Raw genomic sequence first — 13,147 nt, forward strand, 5'->3', positions numbered from 1 at the left:
GTCGCCGGGTGTCGTGTCGAGGGGTGCGGTGGCGCCGCGGATTCGGGCCCCGGCCGCTTATCCGGCCGGGCCGAAACCGCGGGCACGCAACCAGCCGTCCACGACCCCGATCGCCTTCGCCAGCGGTTCTCGCTGGTCGGGGCCCAGATAGTAGTGGTTGGCCCCGGGGATCTCGTGCAATTCCTTGTCCGCGCAGCCGAGTGCCGCGTGGATGCGGTGCGCGTGCGAGGGGGTGCAGACATTGTCGGCGGCGTTGTAGAGCACCAGCGTGGGGACGGTGATATCCGGCCCGCAGGCCACCGCGTCGCCGCGGGCGTCGTCGATACTCCACTGGGACAGCCAGCTGCGCAGTGTCGTGAAGCGGGCCAGACCGAACGCGCCGGTGTTCACCTCCTGCGGTTCACCGAGATACGACTCGCCGGGGGTGCGGTCGTTGGGATCGAGGGTGGGGTCGAGCACGGTGGGATCGGCCATGGTTCCGTGGACGACGAAACAGAATTCGTCCTGGGGACGGCCGGAGGCCTGGATCGTGGCCAGTTTTTCCTTGACCCAGGCCGTGATTCGCCGGTTGCGGTCTTCCTGGGCCGCGCGGAACCGGGCGACGAACTCGGGATCGTAGGGCGGCCGGTTGGGATTGTCCGGGTTGTAGAGATCCAGTTCGGGATCGCGCCGGGTGGGGTCGGACTCGTCGAGGATGGACGGGTCGATGCATTCGGTGAGCGTGTGATGGCGGCTGATGTGCGCGGCCATCAGCAGGATGCCGTCGACGGGGATCAGGCCGAGTTCGGTGAGGTCGGGGCCGTCGCCCGAGGGGGCCGAGGTCACCGTCGGATGCTGGGCCTGCTGCTGGTAGTACACCGAGAGCGATCCGCCGCCGCTCCACCCGGCCAGCACCACCTTGCGGTAGCCGAGCCGCTGTCTGGCATCGCGGACGCATTCGCCGAGGTCCTGTACGACCTTCTCCATCAGCAGCGCCGCGTCGGCGCCCCGGTACCGGCTGTTGCAGACGATGATGTGATGCCCCGCCTTCGCGAGCGCGGTGACGATCGGCAGGTAGGTGCCGCTGGATACCGGATGCATGAGCACCAGCACCGTGTCGGACTCGACGTCGCGCGGTTTCACCAGGATCGAGTCGAGGGTGACCATCTCGGTGAGACCGCCGTAGGCATCCCGGGTGCCGGAGGTGTTCGCGTACGCGACGACATACGGGACCCGTTCGACATGATGCGACATCGGTTGCCTGCCTTCGTTGTTCGGTATGAGCGGCGTCGTGGGCCCGCCGGTCGGGTGCCGCGCGGGCGTATCCGGCCGGGTGCGGGCTCAGTGAGCGCCGAGATTGTTCGCCATGACCTCGGGAGAGGGAATCAGCCGGCGCCGGGTGTCGACGGCGATCGTGGTCCAGCCGATGGTGGTGATCTCCTCGCGCTTGCGGCGCGCCCGTTCCCGCATCTTCTCCGGGGCGCCGTGGTGAACTCCCTGCGGCGCGTGGGAGATCAGTCCCGGCGGCATCGGCACCCCGTACATGTCACCGCCGTGGAAGAACGCGATCTCGTCGTAGTCGGCATTGCGGTGATACCACGGAATCGTCTCGGTCCCCGGCGCCGATTCGGCCCGTTTGGGCAGGAAGTTCATGATGTACACGCCGGTGGCCTGCATGAACAGATGCACGGTGGCGGGCAGATGCACGGTGTCGGAGAGTACGACGTTGTAATCGGCGATATTGAAGGTGAAGGGGAAGTTGTCGCCCTGCCAGCCCACCACGTCCAGCGGATGGTGCGGGTAGAACAGGGAGGTCGGACCGCCCTCGTGCATCAGCCGCACTTCGTATTCGTCGCGGCCGTCGTCGTCCATGGCCCGCGGCTCGGGGACGACGACGCGGGCGGGGTCGAACGGGAAGTGCCGGCCCAGCGGTCCGGCGGGCGGCACCCGGAACTCCTCGGTGGCCTCCACCATCAGCAGGGTGGTCTCGCTGTCGGGGACCTGCCGGAAGGTGCACGCCTTCGGGATGTAGACCCAGTCGCCCTCGCGATAGCGCAACGGCCCGAATTCGGTTTCCAGCAGGCCGGACCCCTTGTGCACGAACGACAGCAGATCGCCGTCGATATAGCGGACGAGGAACGGCATCTCCCGGGTGCGGCGGCTGAGCAGGATCCGGCAGTCGGCGTTCGAGAACAGCAGCAGCGGGCTACCCGCGGGATCGGTGGAATCGGTGGGTTTCAGCGCGTCGGCGAGGACGTCCACGGGCGTCAGCGGACCTTCGGCGCGATAGCTGACCGGATCGTTGCGACGGTACAGCTGGGCCGTGCGACCGGTGAACCCACCGCGACCCAGCTCATCGTCCTTGAGGCCGTCGAGATCGGCGTGCAGCCGGTCGGGAGTGGTGCCTTTCCGCAGGTGCACAAAGGATTCCATAACAGCATCCCGTTCTCGTCGGGGTGCGGACGGGTCGCGGGCCGGACGCGGCCGGGGCGCTGCGATCCGCCACACCGCGGAACCAAGTGATGGCAGTCACCCTCGCAGATAAATTGATTGGGGTCAATATAATCGCGGCCATGGACGCTGTGGCCGCATCCGGACCGCGGGGCCCCCGCAAGGCCCGCGGCCGCCCGCCCGCCGGTGATTCCCCGGCCTCCGCCGACGAGATCCTCGCGGCGGCGCTGCGGGTTTTCGCGCGCGACGGTTTCGCGGGCGCCTCGGTGGCGGCGGTGAACCGTGAACTGGGCGTCAGTCACAATCTGATCCATCAGCGTTTCGGGTCCAAGGAGGCGCTCTGGTATTCGGTGGTGGACTGGATCTTCGCCAACGCGTTCACCCTGCTGAAGATCCGGCCGGCGAAGTCCGGGCTGCCGCCGATGGCGGAATTCCGGGCGGGCATCATCCGCTTCCTGGAGTTGCAGGCCGAATATCCGGATGTGGTGCGGTTGATCAGTATGGAGGCCGCCATCGAGGGCCCCCGCCTGACCTACCTCTACGACCGGCATATCGAGCCGATGCTGATCCTGCTGGCCGAACCACTGAAACCGCTGATCCGGGACAAGGTCCTCAGCCGTGCCGACCTGCGATCGCTGCATTTCCTCATCGCGCACGGTGCCACCGCGCCCTTCTCCATGCTGCCCATGGCCCAGCGGATGGCCCCGGCCGATCCCCGGAGCCCGGCGGCGGTCCGGCGGCATGCCCGCCTGGTCGCGGACACAATCGTGGCCGGGGTCGAAGCGCGCGCCGCACGGCCCGGGTGAGGCGATCGGGTCGTAGGGAACCGGAATCGGTCCGGGACCGTCCAACCCCTGTGTGTATCCGTGCCTGCGCCACCGCGAGGCGGGAGCGCGGGTCCGGCGTGCGTTTGTGGAGAGGAAAAGCAGGTTGGCAGGGAAATACTCTCTCTACGGAGATGACGAGGACGAGGGGTACGACCCCTGGCGCCCCCGAGACGATTTCCGTCCGGGTGGCGCGGCGGTATCCGGGCCCGTCATCGAGAAGTCCGTGCTCGTCGATGTGGAGGTCGGACCGGACCGTCTGCCCACCGCGATCACCCTGAAGCGCGCGTGGAAAGACGCCTTCGCCCCCGACAGGTACGGGAAGTCGATCATGGACGCCCATCGGTGGGCGGTCGGGCAGCTGACCGAACGGCTGATAGCGACGGGTACGAGACCTCCGGCGACGATCCCGACGCTGCGGGAGGCCACACCCCTGCTGCTCCGGACCCGTACCTACGACGAGTACCGCGAGCTCCACGAGGAGTTGTTCACCCAGCAGCCGCATACGGTGCACGGTCCCGGCTACAACCGCTACGACGAACCGGGGATCACCGTGGTCGCCACCCGGTCGAAGCTGATCTCGATCACGGTCGATCCCGATTGGGCCGCCCGTACCGACCAGAAGTACATCGCGCAGGACATCGTCGAGTGCTGTGCGCTGATCCGGGCCCGCGCGCCGGAGGTCGTACGGGACGTCTTCCTGGACCGCGAGACCGACCGGGAACTGGCGGCCCGCGTCATCCGGCACGAGAACTACCTGTTGGAAAGCGAAATCTGATGGTACGCGAACTGAAAGCGGATCTGGATCTGCTCGAGAAGGTATCCAAGGGATGGCTGAACGAGGCCGCTCCGGAATTGCGGAAAGCGGCCGGCGCCATCGACGGGCTGGAATACACGGTGGTGCAGTTCGGCCCGCTCTTCATCGGCGCCTGGGAGTCCTACCGCAAGGCCGCGGCCTATATCCAGGACCGGTTGAACGAGGGCGCCACCTCATCCGAGCAGGTCGGCAACGCCCTGCATGCCACGGCACTGAGTTTCGGCGCCCAGGAGCTGGCGAATCAGGAGGCACTGAACCAGGTGGCCGGAGAAACGGATCACCACATCTGATGAGCGGTGATCTGACCGAGGAGAAACTGGCCGAACTCCGCGACCTGTTCACCGAGAAGGTGGACGAGGTGAAGAAACTGCCGGACCGGATCAACGACGAGTTCGACAAACTCAAATTCATCAGCCCCGCGGCGTATCTGATGCTCACCGGCGATCGCGACGATATGCAGGCGAAGCTGAAAGAACTCCTGGACAAGCTGGCGCAGCCGATCGAGGGCATGTTCGCGCCCTGGCTCTTCGTCGACTACGCGGCCCGATGGCAGGTGCTCGGCGCGCAGGTCGCGGGCGTCACGGGCCGGATGAACCGTCCCGAATTCAATCTGGAGGGGAACTGGGACGGCAGCGCCTACAAGGCGTACAACGCCTCGAAGACCTCGCAGCTGGCCGCGGTCGACGGCATCAAAGCACTCTGCGACACGATCCACGGCGAACTCGTCACCGTCGCAGAAGAGGGCCGCAAGCTCTACACCACGATCGTCAACAAACTCGGCACACTCCTCGGCGAGGTTGGGGTGGCCCTGGGAGAATCGGCGGCCACCGGTGGCGCGGCACTGGTCTGGACGGTGAACAATATGAACTCCGCGATCGTGGCGGGGGTCGAGTTGATCGTCGAGGCGATCACCGGGTTCGTCGAAACCCAGACCAAGGTCTATCTCGCGACTCGGCACCTCGAGAACATGATCACCAACCCGGCCGGGATGATGGTGAACGCCGAGGGGAAGAGTACTTGGCCCACAACCGAATCCCAGGAATACGACAACCAGGACGACGGGTGGAAACAGGACGGAGTCGAAGAGTGAGCGCCGGACCCCACGGTGGATCGCGGGGGATCGCGGCCGGCGTCCTGCCGGTCCTCCTCGTTCTGACGGCATGCGGCGGGGAACAGGCCGGTACGGCGGATGCGCAACCGGTGTTCGCCGGGATCGCGGATTCCTGCGCGGTGGTCGCCGCACCGGTACTGGATGCCGTCCGTCATTTCACCGGCCCGCTGTTCAGTGATTCGGTTCGTTTCGAAGACTCGAGTGAGCACCTGTCCCGGCCGCGACAGCCGGTGAAGGTCTGCCGGGCGGATTACGCGGCAACGACACCCTGGACCTCCGGGGCGCCGATATCGCGAACCATCACGCTGTCGATTTCGCTACATCTCGGTGACGACGCGGCCGGGGCAGCGGCAGCGCATTTCGACCGCGCTCGCGAGAACGTGCAGGGTAGCCCGACAATCGGGCTCGGGGAAGAGTCCTACGCGGCCTGGGGCGCACCGGCGGATACCGCCACCAGCGCTTTCCGGACCGGCAACGCCTTCGTCACCGCCGAGGTGTTCGGCACGAATATGTCCGGCCGGGAGGGTATCGCCGGTCCGCGGGCCGCCCGGGAAGAGCTGGAACCCGGCGCCGCCGCCATTGGCCGGGCGCTGGCCTCCGGTCTGGGCTCCGTTCTCACCTCGCGGTGATCGCTGTGCCCGAACACGGAGCCAGGGGTGGTTCGCGGAGACGTGTCGCCGACGCGGTCGCGGCCGTCGTGTTGTGGGCCGGGGTCGGCGTCCTCGCGGTGGTGAGCGGATTCCGGTCGCTGTGGCTGGTGGCGTGGAGCGGGACCTTCTCCTCGCCGTCGTGTACCGGGCAGCCGGACCTGTGTGCCGAACAGCAGGCCCGGATGCATCTGGACCTGCTGCTGCTCGGTGCCTTCGGGGCGCCGGTGCTCGCGCTGCTCGCGACCGTCGTGGTGTGGGTGGCCGGGCGCCGGTCCTCGCGGCGCGGGACCGGGCGCCGCGGCGTGCCACTGTTCGTCTGGCCCGCGCTCGCGGTCCTGGTCCAGGCCGGATGCCTGTGGTGGGCGCTGGGCTGACGTGGACGCCCGGGCCATGCCCTCATTCCCGGGGCAGCAGGGTGCCCAGCGGCCCGAGGTCGATATTGAGATCCTCGGGCGTGAGTCCGAAGTGGTCGCGTAGTTCGTCCATCCGCTCCTCGAGCAGCATCAGGGTGGTGCCGATGCGCTCGATCCGGTCCTCGTCCAGATCACCCTGGTCCACGCGCCGCAGGGCCTGCCGTTCCATCAGTTGGCGCAGCAGTTCGACCAGGGTGAGGACCAGCGTGACCAGCCCGCGCTCGACGGATTCCGGATCGGCGTCGATCCGGGGCCGGAGGTCGCCGGAATCAGTCATCGGCGGTGCCCTCCAGCGCGGGCCGCGACACCGTGTCGAGGGCGTCGCCGGACAGCGCGGAGATGGACGAGATCAATGCCCGCAGCGAGATCTGGACCAGATCGACATCGGCGATGGAGAGCCGTATGTCGCCGGATATGACGACGCCGCCGGCCAGCACCCGGTCCAGCAGATCGATGAGCGCGACCCGGCGCTCACGGTCGGGGTGGGTCACGAGGTATCCCGCTCCACACCCGCGAAGGAATACGGCGGCCACGGACCGGTCAGTTCCAGCCGGATTCCGGGTAGTGCGGCGCCCAGTTCGTCCACGGTGGCGGCGAATTCGTCGGTGCGGGTGTCGTCGACGAGGTAGGTGCCGTTGAGCACCATCCAGTCCCGGGTGCCGCTCAGCACCGGATCCGTGACCGGCTGGCACCTTCCGGCCGCGGCACCGCGAACCAGGCGGCGGTGGATCTCCTCGGCCCGCGCCGCGGCGTCGCGTTCCACCGACTCCCGGGCGGAGAGCTGGGCACGGCGGCGTCGCAGATACGCGGTACCCCGGCCGGTGGGGGCACCGGTGGACCCGGATTCGGCGACCGCGGTGGTACGGGCGGTGCGGTCGCAGTACACCTTGACGCCCCATTCGGTGCGGTCCCGCACCAGTGCCAGCGCCGATTCGAAATCGGCGCGGCGTTCATGCAGGAGATCCCGCACCCGCCGGTCGTCGTGGAAGACGGTCGCCAGCCGCAGCGGCACCACCGCGCCCTGCCGCAGGAGCACGGAGACGACCGCGTCGTGCGCGCGGGCGGTCGCTTCCAGCCAGTCCAGGTCTTCGAGATTGCGGCGTAGCGGCTCGTCCCCGAATACCGCGAGCGGTACCGATCCGGCCACGGCCGCGAGCGGGCCCGAGGTCACGACGCGTGGTATCTCACCCGCCACACCGGTGATCTCGGCCAGCTCGTCCGGGAGCCGGTCGTCGCCGACCACCGCGTACAGCCAGACCCCGGTGTCCTCAGCCACCGTCCTGTTCCTCCTCGGTTGCACGGGTGCGTTCGAGAGACCGCCGGGGCGCCCGGCCCGCTTCCAGTTCGGCGACCCGGTCGCGCAGTTTCCGGTTCTCGAGTTCGAGGTCGTGGTCGGCCTGCTGCACGCGCCGCGCGTTGCTGTTGAGCCAGGGATCGGTCTCCCACCAGTCGATCCCGACCGCTTTGGCGGTCTCGAGCGAGGCGACGACCAACCGCAGTTTGATGGTCAGCAGTTCGATATCGAGCAGGTTCACCTGGATGTCTCCGGCGATCACCAGGCCCTTGTCGAGTACCCGTTCGAGGATGTCGCCGAGATTGCTCGACTGATGACCGCCGCCGTACGGCTGCGGCGGATATCCGCCGCCACCCACCACTGTCATCGTCACCCCCTCCCGCCGATATCGGAGCTACCGCGTGCGTAGCGCCGGGTCCGGTGGTAGGCCAGCAGATTTCCGTCCTCGTCGATCTCCACCTCGTACAGCGCCAGCATGTCCGACGAGGAGGGGATACGCCGGTCCTCCAGTACCTCGATCTCCACCAGCCATCCGGCGTCGGTCGGTTCGGTCGACGTGGCGCCGAGGATCTGTTTCGGGGTCAGTTCGCCGAGTTGCGCGATCGCGGCCGAACCCGCCTGCGCCGCGCTCACTACCGGCGGTTCCGATTCGACATCGTCCACCTGGTATCACTCCTCCGGGGCGCCGGTCGGGCCGCCCGACGGCCGGATCATCCGGTCGAGCAACTCCTGCTGCGCACGTCTGTGTTCTGCGTCGGAAAGCAGTCCGGCCGCCGCTGCCCGGTCGATCTCGTCGAGCTCCCGCCGGATGGCCGCGGGGTCGTGCCGTTGCCGATCGACCTGGTCCTGGATCACCTCGCCCAGCCAGATCACCCCGCGCACGGGAGCGAGCGGTAGCGAGACGATCGCGGAGAGCAGACCCATGATCAATCCTCCGGTTCGCGTTTCATGACGAAGTCGTAGGCGGCCATGGGACCCAGAAGTTCCACCGCCACGCGGTCGTCCCATTGCCCGGCGACCTCGGACACGGCCTCTTCCAGCTCGTCGCGGCGCGCGAGCTCGACGAGAATCGCGAGGTGGACGGCGTCCAGGTCGTGCGTGGGGGGTCGTTCGCTGATCACCGGTCGCAGGGGCTCGAGCGATTCGACCGCTCGCCGGGCGTCCGCGGCGCGTGCGGATTCGAGTGCGTGATAGATGTTCTCGCCCAGCGCCATCCGCGCGTCGCGGGCTGCTTCCGGGCCGGTGGCCCGGATCCGTTCGCGCAGCCGATCGGCCTCGGGGTTCTCGGCGAGGACCTCCCGCAGGATCGCGTCCTCCGAATAGCGTCCTTTGACGACGAACTGCGCCCGGCCCTCCAATTGCTCCAGCGCCGAGGCGAACTCGTCGTAGTTGGCTTCGAGCAGGTCGTGCTCCACCGATTCCGCGTCCGGCAGCACGGCGCCGAAGCGCAGCGGGAGCACCGGCGCGACCGCCGCCGAACCGTCCAGCAGAGCGGCGTGTGCGGTCAGATCCTCCGGGGTGCCGAGAGGGCGGTCGCTGATCTCGCTGACCAGTGCCCCGATCCCGCGGTGCCGAATCACGGCGACCTCGGCGGGTGGATCCCCGACACCGGTGGCGCCATCCTGCGGCTCGACGTCCGCGGGGACCACGCCGTACACGTAGAACCCGGCCGCGGAGCGGGCGGCGGTGTCCTGTGCGGTGGACATCAGTCCGACCTGCTCCCGGCCTGCCGGTGCTTCTCCTCCATTTCGTCGAAGAAGCCCATCACCTTCTCACCGGCGGCATCCAGCGCGCCCTTGGTCTTGTGCCGGGCCCCGCCTTCGGCGACGTTTCCGACCAGATCCGGGAGCCCGGTCGGTTCGCTGCCGGATATCTCGAGCCGGTCGACGGCCTCGGCGAATCGCAGATAGGTGTCGACGCTGGCCACCACCACCCGGGCGTCGATGGTCAGCAGTTCGATGCCGACCAGTGACACCCGGACGAAGGCATCGATGACCAGCCCTTTGTCCAGGATCGTATCCACCACGTCGGCCAGGCTCGACGAGTTGGGTCGGGCCGTCATGGTGCCGCCGCCACCGCCCGCGGGTTCGATGGTCATGCTCGGCCCCCTCGGGTGGGGGCCGAGCGGCGAGCGGTCGAGGTACGCCGCCGTGCCGCCGGCCTGCGCCGCGGCGCGGGCTCCCCGGCTTCCTCGTCCGCGCCGCCGTCGGCCTCGGATATTTCCTCATCCGCGGGCTCGGCGTCGTCTTCGTCATCCTCGGGCTCGTCGTCTTCGCCGTCGTCGTCCTCGTATTCGTCGTCCGCCCGCCGGTCCTCGTCGTCTTGTTCGTCGCGGTCCTGTTCGTCGCGGCGCGCGGTCTCGTCGTCCACGACGACCTCGTTGTCCCGGATCTCCCCGTGCCAGCCCACGATGTCCTCGGCATGGAGCACCCCTTCGGTCATGAGGTGGCGCTGGAAATGTTTCAGTTCCAGCCGGACCCGCCGGCCCGTGGCCCGCCAGAGGTTCGCGGTCTTCTCGAAGAAGCCGCCGGGGTGGTACTCGAGGATGACGATGATGCGGGTGAGGTCCGGTGTCAGCTCGTGGAAGGTCACCGCGCCGTCGATGAAGCCCTTCTCGCCCTTGGAGCGCCACACGATTCGTTCGAACGGCACCTGCTCGACGATGGTGGACTGCCAGCTGCGTTTGGACCAGAACACCTTGCCGGACCAATCGAGTTTCTCGTCGGAGACCTGATCGACGGTTTCGAGCTTTTTCATGAATTTCGGGAAGTCGGCGAACTGGGTCCATTGGTCGTAGGCGAGGTCGATCGGCACACCCACGTCGAGCTGTTCGACGATATTGGTGAGCTTGAGCTTCTTCCCGCCGGAACCTTTACCCTTTCCGCCGGTCAGAGCCTCCTTCGCGCCCTGGAACTTCTCCTTGATACCTCGTCCGATCTTGCTCGCGCCGGCGCTCATCACAGCCGAGAGCGGGGATTTACCCTCTGCCAGCTTCTCGGCGCCGGTCACCGCCGACAGCAGCGTGCCGCCACCGCCCTCGGCCACTTTGTTGAGGCGGTCGGCGGTACCGCTGACCCGGTCGGAGACCCCCGAAACGGCGCGTCCGGCGAGGGTCGCGCCGAGTGCCTGCAGCGACTGCCGCAGCTGGTCGGTGGGCGTGGCGGTCGCACCGGCCTTGTTCAGGACATCTTTTCCGGTCTTCGTGGCCATGGCTCATCTCCTCGTACGCCGGACCGGCGCGCTGTCCGCGGTCCGGCTCTCGGCGCCGGCCCGCGAGCGGCGTGCGGTCGCCGACCGGCGCTCGCCGGATCGAGTGGAGGTCCGAGCGGGCTGCTCGGCCGTGCGGCGGCGGGTGGTGCTCGTCGCCCGTCGCGCCGGTGCCCGGCGGGGGCGTTTTTCGGGTTCGCCGGTATCGCTGGTGTGCGCATCGTCGGCCGATACCTCGTCCTCGGAGCCTTCGTCGGCCACGTCTTCGGCCGTATCGTCCTCGTCGTCGTCCTCGCCGGGCTCCGCGGTGTCGTCGGGATGCGGCTGCAACCTGGCGTTCAACGCGTCGATGCGGTGCCCGGCGGCGGTGATGGCGGCCGAACGGGCGGCGTCGAGCAGCTCACCGCGCACCGAATCGGTGATCTTGGAGAGTTCGGCCGGGGAACCGGCCAGCGAGGTCGCCCGCTCCCGCAGTTCACGTATCCCGTCCTGCCTGGCCAGGCCGTATCCGGCGAGCGCCAGCGCCAGTTTCATCTTGCGTGTCCGGCCCAGGACGTAGCCCACCCCGACCGCCCCTGCCATCCTCATTCCACATTTCATGGAGAACTCCCTGTTCGGCGACGCCCGCTCACAAGGGGGTGGGCTCGGATATAGCCACGAGCATTAAAATGTGGCCTACGCCACTAAAATGGTCTAAAGCCGACCGTACGCCCCTGATAGGGCCCGCGTAACCCGTCGAGCCGGGTCGACAGCACGCAGAAGCCGCCAGGACGCTCCGCGATCGCGGCCAGGTGCCGCGGCGTTGCCGGAAACGGCGCGTCGAGTCGCCGCGTGGGCGTAGTGGGATCCGGGCGCGTGCGGTCGGGATCACCGGCGCGTGGATCGGGCGCGCGGGATCAGTCGCCGGGATGCAGGATCTTGTCGGAGAGACCGCGGTACTCCGCCGGGATCGAGTCCTGATGCCAGTGCGGGTAGATCAACTCGGGTGCGCTGATCCGGTTCAGGAATCGCAGTTCATCCGGTTCGAGTTCGATCTCGCCGGCCCGCAGGGTTTCGGCCAGCTGGTCCTCGTCGCGGGCGCCGACCACCAGCGTGCTGACGGCGGGCCGGGTCAGCAGATAGGCGAGGGCGATCTGGGCGGGCGCGACACCGTGGGCGTCGGCGATGCGGACCACCGCGTCGATGGTGTCGTAGAGCTTCTCCCGGTTCCGGACCGGCGGTTCGCTCGATCCGCCGACGTGGCGGCCCTGTTCGGGTTCCCGGTCCCGCCGGTATTTGCCGGTGAGCAATCCGCCCGCCAACGGGCTCCAGACCATGACGCCCAGCCCCTGGTCCACCGACAGCGGCAGCAGTTCGTACTCTGCGTCCCGGCTCTCCAGCGAGTAATAGATCTGATTGCTCACGAACCGCTGATAACCGTGCAGCTCCGAGATCGACAGCGCCTTCATCAGTTGCCAGCCCGCGTAATTGGACACCCCGAGGTAGCGGACCTTGCCCGCCTGTACGAGTGAGTCCAGCGCCTGCATCGTCTCCTCGAGCGGGGCCAGACCGTCCCATTCGTGCACGTGGTAGATGTCCACATAGTCGGTGCGCAGCCGGCGCAGGCTCGCGTCCATCGCCCGGAGGATGTGGTGGCGCGACAGTCCGGCATCGTTGGGGCCCTCGCCCACCGGGAACCGCACCTTGGTCGAGAGGACGACCGAATCGCGGCGGGCGCCGAGAGCCTCGCCGATGATCTCCTCCGAGCGCCCGCCGGCGTAGGCGTCGGCGGTGTCGATGAGATTGACGCCCGCGTCGAGGCAGCGGTCGATCTGGCGGCGGGCCTGGGGCAGATCGATACACGACCAACCGGCCGGGTCGGTATTGCCGAAGGTCGCGGTGCCGAGGGTGAAGGTCGACACCCGCAGACCCGAATTGCCGAGCTGACGGTATTTCACACGATGCCCCGTTCCTCGTCGACGAACCTCTCCCGCACCGACGCTACCGGCACCCGGGGCCCTACCGCGATGACACGCGTGCGGTGAGCAGCTCGGTGAATTCGCGGGCGTACGCGAGCTGCCGGGCGAGCCGGTCGGCGTTCTCGCGGGCTCGGTCGCGGTAGTCGAGCAGGCCGGCGTTCGCGGTGGCGCGCTGCTCGGGGGTGGCCGTCGGGTCGCCGAGAATGTCGACGGTGTCGAGAAGCTGTTTCATCTCGGCGAGACTGAAACCCAGTGGTTTCATCCGGCGGATCACCAGCAGCCGGTCGATATCGGCCCGGGTGTAGAGCCGGAACCCGCCCGCCGAACGCGCCGAGGGCTGTACCAGGCCGACCTCGTCGTAGTGGCGAATGGTCTTCAGGGACAGCTCGGTTCGTTCGGCAACCTGCCCGATCTGCAGGTATTGCGTCGTGTCGTCCGGCATT

Annotated in this window: 20 protein-coding genes; 6 read left to right on the forward strand and 14 right to left on the reverse strand. The window is 68.1% G+C overall.

Annotation, left to right across the window (positions count from 1 at the left end):
* Positions 1-57: 57 nt before the first annotated feature.
* Positions 58-1,233, reverse strand: a complete 1,176-nt coding sequence (locus ACWDU1_RS00170; RefSeq protein ID WP_449994395.1) for a serine aminopeptidase domain-containing protein — start codon at positions 1,231-1,233, stop codon at positions 58-60.
* A gap of 87 nt (positions 1,234-1,320) precedes the next feature.
* Complete coding sequence (locus ACWDU1_RS00175; RefSeq protein WP_449994397.1) at positions 1,321-2,412, reverse strand: homogentisate 1,2-dioxygenase; 1,092 nt, start codon at positions 2,410-2,412, stop codon at positions 1,321-1,323.
* Positions 2,413-2,552: 140 nt separating this feature from the next.
* Between ACWDU1_RS00175 and ACWDU1_RS00180 the strand changes: the two genes are divergently transcribed.
* The 6 genes from ACWDU1_RS00180 to ACWDU1_RS00205 all read left to right on the forward strand — a co-directional run bounded on the left by ACWDU1_RS00180 (position 2,553) and on the right by ACWDU1_RS00205 (position 6,206).
* The gene (locus tag ACWDU1_RS00180; protein WP_449994399.1) at positions 2,553-3,236 is read left to right on the forward strand and encodes a TetR/AcrR family transcriptional regulator; all 684 of its coding nucleotides are present in this window, start codon (positions 2,553-2,555) and stop codon (positions 3,234-3,236) included.
* Positions 3,237-3,360: 124 nt separating this feature from the next.
* Positions 3,361-4,032 carry a hypothetical protein gene (locus ACWDU1_RS00185; RefSeq protein ID WP_449994401.1) on the forward strand — a complete coding sequence of 224 codons (672 nt, stop codon included), beginning with the start codon at positions 3,361-3,363 and terminating at the stop codon, positions 4,030-4,032.
* A complete protein-coding gene (locus ACWDU1_RS00190) occupies positions 4,032-4,361 on the forward strand; it encodes a hypothetical protein (protein WP_449994403.1) in 330 nt (109 codons plus the stop codon). The genes ACWDU1_RS00185 and ACWDU1_RS00190 overlap by 1 nt, the downstream gene beginning before the upstream one ends.
* Positions 4,361-5,161 (forward strand): hypothetical protein, encoded by an 801-nt coding sequence (locus ACWDU1_RS00195; protein WP_449994405.1) that lies wholly within the window; start codon positions 4,361-4,363, stop codon positions 5,159-5,161. The genes ACWDU1_RS00190 and ACWDU1_RS00195 overlap by 1 nt, the downstream gene beginning before the upstream one ends.
* The gene (locus ACWDU1_RS00200; protein ID WP_449994406.1) at positions 5,158-5,811 is read left to right on the forward strand and encodes a hypothetical protein; all 654 of its coding nucleotides are present in this window, start codon (positions 5,158-5,160) and stop codon (positions 5,809-5,811) included. The genes ACWDU1_RS00195 and ACWDU1_RS00200 overlap by 4 nt, the downstream gene beginning before the upstream one ends.
* 5 nt (positions 5,812-5,816) lie before the next feature.
* Positions 5,817-6,206: a hypothetical protein gene (locus ACWDU1_RS00205; RefSeq protein WP_449994408.1), complete on the forward strand. Its 390-nt coding sequence runs from the start codon at positions 5,817-5,819 to the stop codon at positions 6,204-6,206.
* A 22-nt stretch (positions 6,207-6,228) separates the two neighbouring features.
* Here ACWDU1_RS00205 and ACWDU1_RS00210 read toward each other — a convergent pair whose 3' ends face one another.
* From ACWDU1_RS00210 to ACWDU1_RS00265, 12 genes are all read right to left on the reverse strand, one after another.
* Positions 6,229-6,522 carry a gas vesicle protein K gene (locus ACWDU1_RS00210; RefSeq protein ID WP_449994410.1) on the reverse strand — a complete coding sequence of 98 codons (294 nt, stop codon included), beginning with the start codon at positions 6,520-6,522 and terminating at the stop codon, positions 6,229-6,231.
* Positions 6,515-6,736, reverse strand: coding sequence for a gas vesicle protein (locus ACWDU1_RS00215; RefSeq protein WP_449994412.1), 222 nt, complete (start codon positions 6,734-6,736; stop codon positions 6,515-6,517). Before ACWDU1_RS00215 ends, ACWDU1_RS00210 begins: the two co-directional genes overlap by 8 nt.
* Positions 6,733-7,521 carry a GvpL/GvpF family gas vesicle protein gene (locus ACWDU1_RS00220; RefSeq protein WP_449994413.1) on the reverse strand — a complete coding sequence of 263 codons (789 nt, stop codon included), beginning with the start codon at positions 7,519-7,521 and terminating at the stop codon, positions 6,733-6,735. Before ACWDU1_RS00220 ends, ACWDU1_RS00215 begins: the two co-directional genes overlap by 4 nt.
* Entirely contained in the window at positions 7,514-7,906 is a 393-nt protein-coding gene (gvpJ, locus tag ACWDU1_RS00225; protein WP_449994415.1) for a gas vesicle protein GvpJ, read from the reverse strand. The genes ACWDU1_RS00220 and gvpJ (ACWDU1_RS00225) overlap by 8 nt, the downstream gene beginning before the upstream one ends.
* A 2-nt stretch (positions 7,907-7,908) precedes the next feature.
* Positions 7,909-8,172, reverse strand: a complete 264-nt coding sequence (gene gvpO, locus ACWDU1_RS00230; protein ID WP_449994485.1) for a gas vesicle protein GvpO — start codon at positions 8,170-8,172, stop codon at positions 7,909-7,911.
* A gap of 36 nt (positions 8,173-8,208) precedes the next feature.
* The gene (locus ACWDU1_RS00235; protein ID WP_449994417.1) at positions 8,209-8,463 is read right to left on the reverse strand and encodes a gas vesicle protein GvpG; all 255 of its coding nucleotides are present in this window, start codon (positions 8,461-8,463) and stop codon (positions 8,209-8,211) included.
* Between the two features lie 2 nt (positions 8,464-8,465).
* The gene (locus ACWDU1_RS00240) at positions 8,466-9,245 is read right to left on the reverse strand and encodes a GvpL/GvpF family gas vesicle protein (RefSeq protein ID WP_449994419.1); all 780 of its coding nucleotides are present in this window, start codon (positions 9,243-9,245) and stop codon (positions 8,466-8,468) included.
* Positions 9,245-9,637, reverse strand: coding sequence for a gas vesicle protein GvpJ (gvpJ, locus tag ACWDU1_RS00245; RefSeq protein WP_449994421.1), 393 nt, complete (start codon positions 9,635-9,637; stop codon positions 9,245-9,247). The genes ACWDU1_RS00240 and gvpJ (ACWDU1_RS00245) overlap by 1 nt, the downstream gene beginning before the upstream one ends.
* A complete protein-coding gene (locus ACWDU1_RS00250) occupies positions 9,634-10,749 on the reverse strand; it encodes an SRPBCC family protein (RefSeq protein WP_449994423.1) in 1,116 nt (371 codons plus the stop codon). Before ACWDU1_RS00250 ends, gvpJ (ACWDU1_RS00245) begins: the two co-directional genes overlap by 4 nt.
* 3 nt (positions 10,750-10,752) lie before the next feature.
* Complete coding sequence (locus ACWDU1_RS00255) at positions 10,753-11,328, reverse strand: hypothetical protein (RefSeq protein ID WP_449994425.1); 576 nt, start codon at positions 11,326-11,328, stop codon at positions 10,753-10,755.
* 314 nt (positions 11,329-11,642) lie between these two features.
* The gene (locus tag ACWDU1_RS00260; RefSeq protein WP_449994427.1) at positions 11,643-12,683 is read right to left on the reverse strand and encodes an aldo/keto reductase; all 1,041 of its coding nucleotides are present in this window, start codon (positions 12,681-12,683) and stop codon (positions 11,643-11,645) included.
* A gap of 61 nt (positions 12,684-12,744) precedes the next feature.
* Entirely contained in the window at positions 12,745-13,146 is a 402-nt protein-coding gene (locus tag ACWDU1_RS00265) for a MerR family transcriptional regulator (protein WP_449994428.1), read from the reverse strand.
* Between the last annotated feature and the right edge of the window lies 1 nt (position 13,147).

It is taken from the genome of Nocardia sp. NPDC003345 (assembly GCF_053589395.1).

Coding starts and splice junctions, on each gene's coding strand:
- ACWDU1_RS00250 (WP_449994423.1), bottom strand. CDS start 10,749: ATGGCCACGAAGACCGGAAAAGATGTCCTGAACAAGGCCGGTGCGACC.
- ACWDU1_RS00175 (WP_449994397.1), bottom strand. CDS start 2,412: ATGGAATCCTTTGTGCACCTGCGGAAAGGCACCACTCCCGACCGGCTG.
- ACWDU1_RS00170 (WP_449994395.1), bottom strand. CDS start 1,233: ATGTCGCATCATGTCGAACGGGTCCCGTATGTCGTCGCGTACGCGAAC.
- ACWDU1_RS00180 (WP_449994399.1), top strand. CDS start 2,553: ATGGACGCTGTGGCCGCATCCGGACCGCGGGGCCCCCGCAAGGCCCGC.
- gvpJ (WP_449994415.1), bottom strand. CDS start 7,906: ATGACAGTGGTGGGTGGCGGCGGATATCCGCCGCAGCCGTACGGCGGC.
- ACWDU1_RS00265 (WP_449994428.1), bottom strand. CDS start 13,146: ATGCCGGACGACACGACGCAATACCTGCAGATCGGGCAGGTTGCCGAA.
- ACWDU1_RS00190 (WP_449994403.1), top strand. CDS start 4,032: ATGGTACGCGAACTGAAAGCGGATCTGGATCTGCTCGAGAAGGTATCC.
- ACWDU1_RS00255 (WP_449994425.1), bottom strand. CDS start 11,328: ATGGCAGGGGCGGTCGGGGTGGGCTACGTCCTGGGCCGGACACGCAAG.
- ACWDU1_RS00210 (WP_449994410.1), bottom strand. CDS start 6,522: ATGACTGATTCCGGCGACCTCCGGCCCCGGATCGACGCCGATCCGGAA.
- ACWDU1_RS00195 (WP_449994405.1), top strand. CDS start 4,361: ATGAGCGGTGATCTGACCGAGGAGAAACTGGCCGAACTCCGCGACCTG.
- ACWDU1_RS00235 (WP_449994417.1), bottom strand. CDS start 8,463: ATGGGTCTGCTCTCCGCGATCGTCTCGCTACCGCTCGCTCCCGTGCGC.
- gvpJ (WP_449994421.1), bottom strand. CDS start 9,637: ATGACCATCGAACCCGCGGGCGGTGGCGGCGGCACCATGACGGCCCGA.
- ACWDU1_RS00240 (WP_449994419.1), bottom strand. CDS start 9,245: ATGTCCACCGCACAGGACACCGCCGCCCGCTCCGCGGCCGGGTTCTAC.